This is a genomic window from Amycolatopsis sp. NBC_01307 (genome assembly GCF_035975215.1).
GTDB lineage: Bacteria > Actinomycetota > Actinomycetes > Mycobacteriales > Pseudonocardiaceae > Amycolatopsis.
This window is the reverse complement of record NZ_CP108403.1, coordinates 6,075,548-6,088,624: the sequence shown is the minus strand read 5'-3', so window position 1 is coordinate 6,088,624 and position 13,077 is coordinate 6,075,548. Positions and strand designations below refer to the sequence as shown.

Here is a 13,077-nt window from a genome sequence, read left to right as displayed (position 1 = left end):
GGAAACGCGGAACGCAACACTCCGCTTCGGACAGTGAGGAGGCAGGCCGGTGGCCAGCGAAGAAGAAGTCCAGGTGCTGACCCTGGAAGCGTACGCCGACACGATCGTGCCGGGGGAGAAACGCTCCCCGGACGACCACGCGGTGGCCGGGGTTTCCCCGGGGGCCGGCGCGGTCGAGGCGGGCGCGCTGGAGCTGCTGAACTACGACGCCACCGGCATCACCGCCGGCCTGCCGTACCTCGCGCAGTCGCTCAACGACCACGCGAAGACCTACGCGGGTGAGGTCGAGCTGGAGCTCGACTCCGACCTGCCGCCGTTCGTCGCGCTGCCCTACGAGCACCGGCGCGCCCTGGTGACCCGGCTGACGAAGCCGGGTCACCCGGAGAAGGAGGGCTGGGTCAGCCTGGCCCTGTTCTGCAACATGGCCTACGACACCGCCCCGCACCGGCACACCGCCGAAGCGCTGGCGGCCGGGCACCCCGGCCTGCTCGCGCTGGGCTACCGGCTGCCGGACGCCGACGGCCTGTGGCGGTTCCCGAAGTTCTCCTACGGCCGCAAGCTGGCCGAGCCGCATCCCGACACCACACCTTCGGGGAGTCCCGCATGAGCGCGATCGAGAAGACCGACGTCGTCATCGTCGGCAGCGGCTTCGGGGGGTCGATCCCGGCCTACCACCTCGCCGCGGGCGGAGCCAAGGTCGTGGTGCTCGAGCGCGGGCCGTGGCTGGCCGCGGACGACTTCGAGCACGACTACATGCTCGGCTCGAGCTACACCCGGGTGTTCGACTTCGTCGCCGGCGACGGGATGAGCGTGCTCGGCGGCAACTGCGTCGGCGGCGGCAGCGTGGTGTACTTCGCCGCGATGCCGCGGGCGCCGAAGTTCGTCTTCGACCGCCAGGGCAGCATCGGCCGCCGCATGTGGCCGGCGGAGATCAGCCGCGACTCGCTCGAGCCGTGGTACGACCGGGTCGACGAGTCGATCCCGGTGTCGCGCCAGGACTGGAACGACGTCAGCTACGCGGGTGGGCTGTGGGCCGCGGCCTGCAACCACTCGGGCCGCACGGCGAACCCGGCCCCGGTGGCGGTGGACAACGCCCGCTGCACCAACTGCAACTTCCAGATGGCGGGCTGCCGGTTCGACGCGAAGCGCTCGATGCTGACGAACTACCTGCCCGCCGCGCTGGCGCACGGTGCGCAGATCCGGCCGCTGCACGAGGTGGAACGGCTGGAGCGGACCGAAGACGGCGGCTACCGCGTCCACTACGACCTGATCGACGAAGAGGACTACCGCATCCACAACGGATCCGGCGTGATCGAGGCGAAGGTCGTCATCATCGCGGCCGGCGCCGGGGCGACGCCGGTGATCCTGCAGCGGTCCGAGGCCTCGCTCGGCCGGATGCCGCACGGGGTCGGCCGGTACTTCTCCGGCAACGGGGAACGGCTCAACACGGCCATCATCAACGAGGACCGCGTGCGCGAGGTGCTCGGACTGTCCCGTGAGGGCGGTGCCGCCTACGCCGCGAACCACATCGGCAAGGGCCCGACCGTGGCGAACTGGGACAAGCTCGACGGCTCGCTGCCCGAGTACGAGCGGTACTCGCTGGAGCAGCTGTACTTCCCGCCCGGGCTCGGCACGATCCTCGCGCAGGCGCCCGGCGGTGAGGAGCCGCGCTGGTTCGGCGCGGAGAAGAAGGAAATCCTCAAGCAGTGGTCGAGCTGGCTGACCATCTTCCTGATGACCGAGGACGACAACGAAGGCGTCTTCGGCACCCCGCCGCCGACCGGGAACGCGTACCGGATCTCGCAGCAGATGCTCGGCCGCGGGCCGTTGCGCTACGACCCGACGCCGAACACCCTGCGCGGCTGGGCCCTGGCCGACGCCGACTGCAAGGCCATCATCGAGAAGGACGGCCTGGCGAAGGTCGCGCCGTGGACCAACGACGTCGTGGGCGCCTACACCGTGCACCCGCTGTCGTCCTGCCGCATCGGTGACGACGCGGCGACGTCCGCGCTGCACCCGAACCACGAGCTGCGCGATCACGCGGGCATCTTCGTCACCGACAGCGCTTCGGTCCCCGGCGCGCTGACGGTGAACCCCGCCATGACGATCGCCGCGCTCGCCGAGCGGTCCGTGCCCGGCATCGTCCGCGCCCTGAACGAGCGCGGTGTCGACGTCAAGTACGGCGCGCCCGCTCCCGACGGCTCCATCACCGGCCGGCGCGCGGTGTCCAAACTGGACCTCGTGGCCGGCAGCTGAACCCCGAACGAGAGGACGGAACAACGTGACTGACACGACGGCTGTGCTCGCCGACCTGACCGCCGAGGCCGCCGAGGTCGACGCGCTCGTGGCCGGCCTCACCGAGTCCGGGTGGGAGACTCCGTCGCCCGCGCCGGGCTGGCGGGTCCGGGAGCAGATCGCCCACCTCACCTTCATCCTGCGCATCGCCGGCTTCGCCTCGGCGCAGCCGGAAGCATTCGTCGCGATGACGAAGTCGCTCACCGGCGGCCTCGACGCGGCGGTCGAGGCCGCGCTGAAGGAGTTCGAAACCGACCCGGGCGAAGTGCTGCTGGCCAAGTGGCGCGGCGAGCGGGACACCGCGATCAAGGCGCTCGCCGCGGTGCCGGGCGACCAGCTCGTGCCGTGGCTGGTGAACCCGCTGCCGCCGTACGTCCTCGCGTGCGCCGGGATGATGGAGCTGTTCGGGCACGGGCAGGACATCGCCGACGCGCTCGGCGTGACGCCGGTGCGCACCGACCGGCTGCGGCACCTGGTCGGGTTCGCCGTCCGCGTCTGGGACTTCGGTTACCAGGCCCGGAACCTGACACCGCCGGAGACCGAGTTCCGGTTCGAGATCACCGGGCCCTCGGGCGCGCTGTGGACGTTCGGGCCGGCGGACTCGCCGGAGCGGATCACCGGCTCGGCCGAGGACTTCTGCCTGCTGGTCACCCGCCGGCGGCACCGCGACGACCTCGACGTGCGCGCCGAGGGAGCGCTGGCCGACGGCTGGCTCGACATCGCGCAGGCGTACCGCGGGCCGGCCGGCGAAGGCCGGACGCCAGGCCAGTTCGGCCGCTGAGCGGTACCGGATCAGGCGAATTCGAGGATGCGTGTCGCCGGGTGCTGTCCCGGTGACCGCGGGCATGCAGAAAGAAGACACGACCGGAACACCGGGTCATGCTGAACCGGGGCCGGTAATCGGGGCACGAGTAGCCAGTGGGAGTGCGGTGGCATGAGCGGTGAGCGGATTTCGATCGTGGGTATCGGTCTCCGGTACCCGGACGCGGGTTCACCGGAGGAGCTCTGGGAGAACGTACTGGCCGGTCGCCGGGCGTTCCGCAGGCTGCCCGACGAACGGATGAATCGGGCAGACTACTATTCGCCAGACCCCAAGGCACCGGACCGGTTTTACGCACAGAAGGCCGCGGTGCTGCGGGACTACGAGTTCGACCGGGTCGCCCACAAGGTCGCCGGGAGCACGTTCCGGGCCACCGACACGACCCACTGGCTCGCCCTCGACGTCGCCGCGCAAGCGCTGGCCGACGCCGGGTTCCCCGAAGGCGAAGGCACGTCGAAGCCCGCCACCGGCGTGGTCATCGGCAACAGCCTCACGGGTGAGTTCTCCCGCGCCAACGTGATGCGCCTGCGCTGGCCCTACGTCCGGCGCACCGTCGCCGCGGCGCTGGCCGGGCGCGGCTGGGGTGACGACGAGACCGGCGACTTCCTGCGCGAGCTGGAAATCCAGTACAAGGCGCCGTTCCCGGAGATCAACGAGGACACCCTGGCCGGCGGCCTGGCGAACACCATCGCCGGGCGGGTCTGCAACCACTTCGACTTCGGCGGCGGCGGGTACACCGTCGACGGCGCCTGTTCCTCCTCGCTGCTTTCGGTGGTGAGCGCGGCCAACGCCCTGACGCAGGGCGACCTGGACGTCGCCGTCGCCGGCGGTGTCGACCTCTCCATCGACCCGTTCGAGGTGATCGGGTTCGCGAAGACCGGCGCGCTGGCCAAGCGCGACATGAAGGTCTACGACGCCGACTCCAACGGCTTCTGGCCCGGCGAGGGCTCGGGCATGCTCGTGCTGATGCGCGAAAGCGACGCGATCGAGCAGGGCAAGCGGATCTACGCGTCGGTCACCGGCTGGGGCGTGTCCTCCGACGGCAAGGGCGGCATCACGCGGCCCGAGGCCGCCGGGCACCGGCTGGCGCTGAAGCGCGCGTACACCCGCGCCGGCTACGGCGTCGAGACCGTGTCCTACTTCGAAGGCCACGGCACCGGCACCGCGCTCGGCGACGCCACCGAGATCGAGGCGTTGTCGACCGCTCGCCGGGACGCCGACCCGCTGGCCAAGCCGGCGGCGCTGTCCACGATCAAGGGCAACATCGGGCACACCAAGGCCGCGGCCGGGGTGGCCGGGCTGATCAAGGCCACCCTGGCCGTCTACCACCAGGTCATCCCGCCCGGCACCGGGCACTTCGACCCGCACGAGTCGCTGACCGGCGACGCGGCCCGGATGTACGTGCCGAGCGAGGCCGAGCTGTGGCCCGCGGAGCACCCGGTGCGCGCCGGCGTGTCCGCGATGGGGTTCGGCGGGATCAACTCGCACGTCACCGTGGCCGAGGGGCCGCACGCTCCCCGCCGCGACGAGCTCGACGAGCGCTCCCGCGCCCTGGTCGCCGGCCGGCAGGACGCCGAGCTGCTGCTGCTCGACGCCGACGACGTCGCCACCCTGCGCGGACGCCTCGCGGCGCTCCTCGAATCGGTGCCGAAGCTGTCGTTCGCCGAGCTGACCGACCTCGCCGGCAGCCTCGCCGCCGAGCTGTCGGGCAAGCCGGTCCGGGCCGCGGTCGTCGCCGCGAACCCCGAGCAGGCCGAGCGCAAGCTCACCCGGCTGCTCGAACTGCTCGAAGAGGGCGACTCGGTGTTCGAGAGCACCGACGGCATCTTCGCGAGCTCGCGGCCCACCGCGCCGCGGATCGGGTTCCTCTTCCCCGGCCAGGGTTCCGGCCGCGGCGGGGACAGCGCGGTCCGCCGCCGGTTCGACGTCGCCCGCGAGCTCTACGACGCGGCCGCGTTGCCGACCGACGGCGACCAGGCCTCCACCGAGGTGGCCCAGCCGCGGATCGTCACCGGCTCCCTCGCCGGGCTGCGGGTGCTTCGCGCCTTCGGCGTCGAAGCGAGCTCCGCGACCGGGCACAGCCTCGGCGAACTGACCGCCCTGCACTGGGCCGGCGCGGTCGGCGAGCGCGAGGTGGCCGAGCTGGCCAGGATCCGCGGCCGGGTGATGGCGACCGAGGTCGGCCCCGGCACGGGGGCGATGGCCGGTATCGCGGCGTCGCCGTCCCGGACCGAGGAGCTCGGGCTCGGCACCGACGTCGTCATCGCGGGCTACAACGCGCCGCAGCAGACGGTGATCTCGGGACCGATCGCGGCCGTCGACCGGGTGGTCGCACTGGCCAAGGCCCAGGGCGTCGGCGCGACCCGGATCAAGGTGTCGCACGCGTTCCACTCCCCGGCCGTCGAACCCGCCGCCACCGCGATGATCGAGCGGCTCGGCGAGTTCAGCTTCGAGCGGCTCCAGCGACCGGTGATCTCCACGGTGACCGGCGACGTCCTGCACGCCGCCGAGAACCTGCCGGAGCTGCTGTGCGAGCAGATCGTGCAGCCGGTCCGGTTCCGGGAGGCCGCCGCGAAGGTCGCCGAACGCAGCGACCTGGTGATCGAGGTCGGTCCCGGCCGGGTGCTCACCGGGCTCTTCGAGGACATCGCACCGCGGACGCCGGTTCTGGCGTTCGACACCGACAGCACCTCTCTCGGCGCCGTCCTGCGGGTGCTGGGCGCGGCGTTCGCGCTGGGCGCCCCGGTCACCCCGGAGCGGCTGTTCGCCGGCCGCGTGGTCCGGGAACTGCCCGCCGACGGGGTCTACCGGTTCCTGGCCAGCCCCTGCGAGGCGGCTCCGGCGATCGACGCCGAGCTCGCCGCGGAGCAGGCTGCCGCCGGTGCCCGGCCCGCCGAGGCGGAAGCCGCCGACACCGAGAGCACCACGCTCGACCTGCTGCGCAGGCTCGCCGCCGAGCGCGTCGAGCTGCCGCTGGAGACGGTCACGGCCGACACCCACCCGCTCGACGACCTGCACCTTTCGTCGATCACCGTGGGCCAGCTGGTCAACGACGTCACCCGGGCCCTCGGCCGGCCCGCGCTCGAGGGCATGCCGAACTTCGCCACCGTCTGTCTCGGCGATCTCGCCGAGATGATCGACGAGCTGGCGCAGACGGCGAAGCCGGCGGACGCGGCGGGCAAGGGCGAAGCACCGGGCATCGGACCGTGGGTCCGGCCGTTCGCGGTCGAGTACCTGCCCGCGGCCCTCCCGGCCGCGGACCTGCCCTCGGGCACGGTGTCCGCGCAGTGGCAGGTCTTCGCCACCCCGGGCAACCCGCTCGCCGAGCCGCTGCGGACGGCGCTCGCCCGCAGCGGTGCGGGTGAGGGCGTGCTGCTCTGCCTGCCCACCGACTGCGACGCCGGGCACGTCGGGCTGTTCCTCGAAGCCGGCCGGGCCCTGATGGCCGCGCCCAACGGCACGCGGTTCGTCGTGGTGCACCACGGCTACGGCGCCTCCGGCCTGGCGAAGACGCTGCGCCTGGAGGACCCGTCGGCGAAGACCACGATCGTCGACCTGGCCGACCCGACCCCGGCGGAGCCGGCGGCGATCGACCGCGCGGTGACGACGGTGGTCGCCGAAGTCGCGGCGACGACGGACTTCGTCGAAGCCCGCTACGGCTCCGACGGCGGCCGCACGGTCCCGCGGCTGGTCGGCTTGCCGGCGGCGGCCTCCGGTCCCATCCCGGAGACCCTCGACAGCACCGACGTCATGCTGGTCACCGGCGGCGGCAAGGGCATCACGGCGGAGAGCGCGCTGGCACTGGCGAAGGACTCCGGCGCGAAGCTCGCGCTCCTCGGGCGCAGTGACCCGGAAACGGACCCCGAGCTGCTGGAGAACCTCGACCGCATGGAGGCGGCGGGCATCCGCTACGTCTACGAGCGGGCCGACGTCACCGACGCCGCGCAGATCGCCGGCGTGGTCGCCCGCGTGGAAGCCGAGCTGGGCCCGGTCACCGCGGTCATGCACGGGGCGGGCCGCAACGAGCCGGCCGCGTTGTTCAGCCTGACCGAGGACGCCTTCCGCAAGACCATCGCGCCGAAGATCGACGGTCTCAACGCCGTGCTCGACGCGGTCGACCAGGACCGCATCAAGCTGCTGGTGACCTTCGGCAGCATCATCGGCCGCGCCGGCCTCCGCGGTGAGGCGCACTACTCCACGGCCAACGACTGGATGACCGAGGCGACCCTGCGCTTCGGCCGGGAACACCCCCGGGCGCGGGCGATCGCGCTGGAGTGGTCGGTCTGGTCCGGCACCGGCATGGGCGAGAAGCTCGGCGTGGTCAGCGCCCTGATGCGCGACGGCATCACGCCGATCCCGCTCGACGAGGGCATCACCATCCTGCGCCAGCTGCTTTCGGACCCGGCCACGCCGCCGGTGCTCGTCATCTGCGGCCGCATGAACGGGCTGCCGACCCTGCCGATCCAGCGGCGCGAGCTGCCGCTGACCCGGTTCATCGACCGGACGGTCGTGCACTACCCCGGGGTCGAGCTGATCACCGAGGCCGAGCTGTCCGCGGGCAGCGACCCGTACCTGACCGACCACCTGCTCGACGGTCAGCTGCTCTTCCCGGCCGTGCTCGGCATGGAGGCGATGACCCAGGTCGCGTCGGCCACCGTCGGTCGCGGCGGCACCCCGGTGCTGGAGGGCGTCGAGTTCCTGCGCCCGATCATCGTCTCGCCCGGCAAGTCGACCACCATCCGGCTGGCCGCGCTCGCCCGGGACGCCGACACCGTGGACGTCGTGATCCGCAGCGACGAGACGGGCTTCAGCGCCGACCACTTCCGGGCCCGGCTCAACTTCGCCCGCCCGGAGTCGCTCGGCGAGACCACCCTGCGGGACGTCGCGCTGCCGTCGGTCCCGGTCGACCCGATCCGCGAGCTGTACGGCTCGGTCCTGTTCCAGGGCAAGCGCTTCCAGCGCGTGCTCGGGTACCGGCGGGCCAGCGCGCGGCACGCGGTCGCCGAGATCTCGACGTCGGCGAACGTGGCGTGGTTCGCGCCGTTCCTGCCGCAGGACAAGCTGCTGGCCGACCCGGGCACCCGGGACGCGATGATGCACGCGATCCAGTGCTGCATCCCGGACGCGACGCTGCTGCCGCAGAGCATCGAGAAGCTCTACCTGGCCGCACCGGGCGAGCAGCACGACGAGTACGTCCTGCTCGACGCGCGCGAACGGTCCCAGGACGGCGACAGCTACGTCTACGACCTGGACGTCCGCAACCCGGACGGCACGCTCGTCGAACGCTGGGAAGGGCTGATGCTCCGGGCGGTGCGCAAGCGCGACGGGGCGGGACCGTGGGTGCCGTCGATGCTCGGGGCCTACCTCGAGCGTGCGTGCGAGCGGCTGCTCGGCGGCCGGCGATCGGTGGTGCTGGAGCCGGACCCGGCGGACCGCGTGTGCGAAGGCATCGCGGAGCGGCGCGTCCAGACGGCGCTGGCGGCGAGCCGCAGCCTCGACCGGCCGGTCGAGGTGCGCTACCGACCCGACGGCAAGCCGGAGATCGACGGGGCCGAGGTGACCGCGTCGCACACCGCGCAGCTGACGCTGGCGGTCACCGGCTCCGGGCAGCTCACGTGTGACATCGAGAGTGCGATCGAGCGGACCGACGAGGACTGGACCGGACTGCTGGGCGAAGAGCTCGTCGCCGTCGGCCGGCTGCTGGCCGCGGACACCGGCGAACCGGTCGCGGTGGCCAACACCCGGGTCTGGAGCGCGCTGGAGTGCGTGCGCAAGACCGGCGGGATGACCCAGGCCCTCACGGTCCGCCGGGTCGAGGCCGACGGGTGGGCGCTGCTCGCCTGCGGCGACGCCCTGATCGCGACCTGGTCGACCACGGTCGACGACCGGCCGGCCCCCGTGGTCTTCGCCGTCCTCCACGCAGAGGGGAACCGAGAATGACCGGCTACTACGAGCTCCGCCACACGGTCGGCTTCGAAGAGACCAACATGGTGGGCAACGTCTACTACGTCAACTACGTCCGGTGGCAGGGCCGGTGCCGCGAGATGTTCCTCGTCGAGCGGGCTCCGGCGGTACTGGCGGACATCCGCGGCGACCTGAAGCTCTACACCCTCAAGGTGGAGTGCGAATTCTTCGCGGAGATCACCGGCTTCGACGAGCTGTCCATCCGGATGCGCCTCGAGGAGCTGACCCAGACGCAGCTGCAGTTCACCTTCGACTACGTCCACCTGCACCCGGACGGCGAGCGGTTGGTGGCGCGCGGACGTCAGCGGATCGCCTGCATGCGGGGACCGAACTCGGCGACCGTGCCGGTCCGGGTGCCCGAGGCGCTGCTGGAGGCGTTGGCGCCCTACACGACGGCTACGGCGCGCAACGGCAAGGGAGTCTAAATGGGCCACCCAGGAGCAGGCCCCGCCGAGCGGACACCGCTGCAGCGGGTGCCGACGTCGGCGGCGCGCCGCGGGCTCAGCCCGCAACCGGCACTGCGCCAGGTGATGGCGCAGTTCGCGACGGGCGTCACGGTGCTCACGGCCGGCGGCGCGGACCCGCACGGGATGACCGCGAACGCTTTCTCGTCGGTGTCGCTGGATCCGCCGCTCGTGCTGTGCTGCGTCGCCAAGGCGGCCCGGATGCACAGCTCGATCGTCGCCGCGGGCTCGTTCGCGGTGAACATCCTGGCCTCGGACCAGCAGGCCGTGTCGAAGTACTTCGCCGACTGGAAGCGGCCCGACGGGCTGGCCCAGTTCGACGCGGTCAGCTGGACGCCGGGCGGCAAGACCGGGGCACCGCTGTTCACGGGCGCCCTGGCCTGGCTGGAGTGCGAGCTGGCGCAGGTCATCGAGGGCGGTGACCATTCGGTCTTCCTCGGCCGGGTGGTCGCCACCGGCCGGGGGGCCGGCGAGGACGCCCTCATCTTCTACAGCGGCGGCTACCACGACGTGGACGGCCGGGTCGCGTGAACCGACGCCGGCCCCGAGCACTACCGGGGCCGCACGAAGGAGAGGGAAAGTCATGACTGCCAACAACACGGGTCGCACGGACGCCGCCGCGGCCACTTCGCGGTACGTCGAGCCGGTGGAAGCGCCGGTCGACCTGACCGTGCGGCCGATGCCGCGGCTCGGCCGGGGCATCGTCTGGTCGGACGTCGTCGCCGAGATGGAGCGTGACCTCGAGGAGCGGCTGGGCGAGGCCGCGTAAGCGGTTCCCCGGACGGCCTCGCGCCACGAAGCCGGGCCCGGCGGGACACCGACCCCTCAGCGACGGTGTCCGCGCCGGCCCCGGCTTCGTCCCCTTGACGGGCGCCGGGTCTCGCGGTGACCGACGGCGCACCGGTGATAGCTCGAACGGCTACGGCGGATCCTTCCGCCGTAGCCGTTCGGGTTTCCGGCGTGTGGTCCCGCGGACAGCCCACAGGACATCCGGCGAGGCCGGCACGAATCGTGCCGGCCTCGCCGAGTCGGTGGTACGACATCCCGGCACACCGCCCGCAACGGCCGGCACGGCAACGAGAACGGCCGGCACACCGCCCGGCGTGGCCACCACGGCACGCGGCGTCGACAGCGAACCTGCCTGCCGGTGTGTCGGCCGTTCTCGTCCGCGCTGCTCCCATCGCGACCAAGCGGAAATGCCGCGGGCGCAAGGGTTCCACGCAACAAAGAAGGCCTCCCCGCCCTTTCGGGTGGGGAGGCCTTCTTTCTACGCAGGGTCACGCGTGGTCGGCGACGGCTCCGGCGAGCAGGCTGCTGACCCGGCGGGCCGCGGCCATCCCGGCCCACGCGGTCAGCTCGATCAGGGTGTCGTCGCCGGGCGCGGTGCGGCGGAACGCCTCGACGAGCCCCTCGTCGACCTGGTAGGACGCCAGCGCCGTGGCCAGCGCCAGCCGACCGGCCGGCCGGTCGGCCTCGGCGAGCCCGGCGACCGCCTCGTCGAGCCAGGACCGGCTGAGCCCCGGCGCCTGCCCGTCCCAGGCGGCCAGCCGCTCCCGCACCAGCGCGCGGACGCCGGCGGGCACCGAACGGGCACCCGCCGCTTCGGCCACGGCGTAGGCGCGGGCGAACGCGTCGGCGATCACCGGGTTCCCGCGCGCCCAGCCCAGGTCCTCCGGTGCCGGAGCGGCCGGGAGCAGCTCCAGTGACGCTCCCGGCCGCGGTCCCGACGTCGCCGGGGGCCGCAGCACGCCGCCGAGCACCCGCCGCGCCTGCGGCTTGGCGGACTCGGGGACGTGCGCGGGGAACGGCGAATCCCGGAGGTACACGTTCACCATGCGGTTGTAGTACTGGAACGCCACGGCGACGCCGATCAGCTCGGGCGCGTGCGCGGGCGGGAACGGCGGCGCGGGCGCCGTCGTGGTCGCCGACGCGCGGGCCCACGCTTCGAGCGCCGCCCGTTCGGAGCCGCCGGACTCGCCGGGGCCGTCCGGGATCGCGGCGAGCGTCATGCCGTGCACGTCCACGCAGTACGGGCAGCTGTTGGCCGCCGACACCCCGGTGGCCACCGCCTCCTTGGCCGCGCGGCCGGCCGGGCCGGGCACCAGCAGCGTCTCCCGCAGGATCAGCCAGGCCGCGGCCATCGACTCCGGCGCCGCGGAGTGCAGCGCCGTCGGCGGCGCGAGCATCCCGAAGTCCTGCTCCACCTGCCGGTAGACCGCGGCCACCAGGCCGCGGGCCCGGCGCCGGGGCACCACGCCGACGTGCCGGGTGTCGCGCAGGGACTTGCGCACGGCGAAGCGGACGAGACCGGCGATCATCGGGTGCTCGCGCGCGCGATCACGGCGCCCACCACGAAGTCCGGGTACTGCTCGGCGATGGCGTCCACGTCGGGCAGGACCGTCACGTCGCCGAGCCCGGCCGCCTCGAACGTGGCCCGCCAGGCGGCGGGGGTGAGGAAGCCGTGCGTCGGCCGCTTCACCGGGTCGGTGATGACGTCGGTGAAGCTGTCAAGGAAGTCGAAGATGATCTCGGCGTGGATGGGCCGGGCGAGCTTCGTCGGCCGCACGCATTCGGACACCACGACCGCGCCGCCCGGCTTCAGCGCCTTCGCCGCCTCGGCGACGACGAAGTCGAGGTCGGGCGCCACGTGGAAGCAGTTGACCGCGTACACGGCGTCGAACGTGCCGGGCTCGACCCCCTGCGCCTCCCAAGGCAGCGTCATGTCGATGCGGGCCGACTCGACCGTCGTCGACGGCGACGCGGCGGCCGCGGCCGCCTTCTCGCCGTGCCGGGCGAACGTCTCGGCGACCTCGGTGAACCGGTAGCGCGTGACGTCGGTACCGAGCGTGCGGAGCACCTGCTCGGCGCCGCTGCCGCAGCCGCCGCCGATCTCGAGGATCTCGAACGGGCCGCCCGCCGCCGGCACGAGGCGGCTCAGCGCCTCCGCGCCGACCTTGTTGTTGATCGAGTACAGCAGGTTGTCGTTGGAGAAGTACTTCAGCCACAACGGAAGCTGCGCGGGCGCGAAGAGGATCTCGTCACCGGTCGCTTCGCCGGCGAAGAACGTCTTCGCCTCGTCGACGAGCGTCCGCAGGATCTCGACGGCGACGGCGGCACCCGGCTCGCGCGCGGCGAGCTCGGCGGCGACGTCGTCGAACGACGGGACGGCCACCGTGCCGGGCACGTACCGGCCGCCTTCCCGGGCGAAGATCCCCGAGTCCGACAGCTTTTCGTACAGGAAGTGCAACGGGATCGTCCGGCGCCACGGGATCGACAGCTCCTGCTTGGCCTGCGGGACCGAGGTTCCGGAGGCGGTCGGCAGGGCGCCGATCGCGGAGAGGATCCGGTGGGCGGTGGCGTCGACGAGGCGGGCGAACGTCTCGTTGGCCGCCAGGAAGCGGAACGGGAAGTGTTCCCGGACGCCCTCGTCGGCGATGGCGGCTCGCAGCTTCGCGAACTCCGCCGCCTTCGGGTGGTCTTCGGGCCGGCCGTAGCCGTTCTCCGCCTGCTCAGTCATGTTCACTCACTTTCGCG

At 72.7% G+C, this 13,077-nt stretch carries 9 protein-coding genes; 7 read left to right on the top strand and 2 right to left on the bottom strand.

What is annotated here, in order from left to right:
* Positions 1–49: 49 nt before the first annotated feature.
* From OG439_RS26105 to OG439_RS26075, 7 genes are all read left to right on the top strand, one after another.
* Positions 50–607 carry a DUF5987 family protein gene (locus tag OG439_RS26105; RefSeq protein ID WP_247055514.1) on the top strand — a complete coding sequence of 186 codons (558 nt, stop codon included), beginning with the start codon at positions 50–52 and terminating at the stop codon, positions 605–607.
* The gene (locus tag OG439_RS26100) at positions 604–2,256 is read left to right on the top strand and encodes a GMC family oxidoreductase (RefSeq protein WP_326943469.1); all 1,653 of its coding nucleotides are present in this window, start codon (positions 604–606) and stop codon (positions 2,254–2,256) included. Before OG439_RS26105 ends, OG439_RS26100 begins: the two co-directional genes overlap by 4 nt.
* Positions 2,257–2,281: 25 nt before the next feature.
* A complete protein-coding gene (locus tag OG439_RS26095; RefSeq protein ID WP_326943468.1) occupies positions 2,282–3,076 on the top strand; it encodes a TIGR03084 family metal-binding protein in 795 nt (264 codons plus the stop codon).
* A gap of 153 nt (positions 3,077–3,229) precedes the next feature.
* Complete coding sequence (locus tag OG439_RS26090; RefSeq protein WP_326943467.1) at positions 3,230–9,055, top strand: type I polyketide synthase; 5,826 nt, start codon at positions 3,230–3,232, stop codon at positions 9,053–9,055.
* Entirely contained in the window at positions 9,052–9,504 is a 453-nt protein-coding gene (locus OG439_RS26085; RefSeq protein WP_247055506.1) for an acyl-CoA thioesterase, read from the top strand. The genes OG439_RS26090 and OG439_RS26085 overlap by 4 nt, the downstream gene beginning before the upstream one ends.
* Positions 9,505–10,074, top strand: a complete 570-nt coding sequence (locus OG439_RS26080) for a flavin reductase family protein (protein ID WP_247055503.1) — start codon at positions 9,505–9,507, stop codon at positions 10,072–10,074.
* Positions 10,075–10,126: 52 nt separating this feature from the next.
* Entirely contained in the window at positions 10,127–10,312 is a 186-nt protein-coding gene (locus OG439_RS26075; protein WP_247055501.1) for a DUF6222 family protein, read from the top strand.
* Between the two features lie 508 nt (positions 10,313–10,820).
* On the opposite strand, the gene OG439_RS26070 is transcribed toward OG439_RS26075, so the two are convergent.
* Both OG439_RS26070 and OG439_RS26065 read right to left on the bottom strand, forming a co-directional pair.
* A complete protein-coding gene (locus tag OG439_RS26070) occupies positions 10,821–11,861 on the bottom strand; it encodes a carboxymuconolactone decarboxylase family protein (RefSeq protein WP_326943466.1) in 1,041 nt (346 codons plus the stop codon).
* On the bottom strand, positions 11,858–13,060 hold the full coding sequence (locus OG439_RS26065) for a class I SAM-dependent methyltransferase (protein ID WP_326943465.1): 1,203 nt from the start codon (positions 13,058–13,060) through the stop codon (positions 11,858–11,860). Before OG439_RS26065 ends, OG439_RS26070 begins: the two co-directional genes overlap by 4 nt.
* Positions 13,061–13,077: the final 17 nt, after the last annotated feature.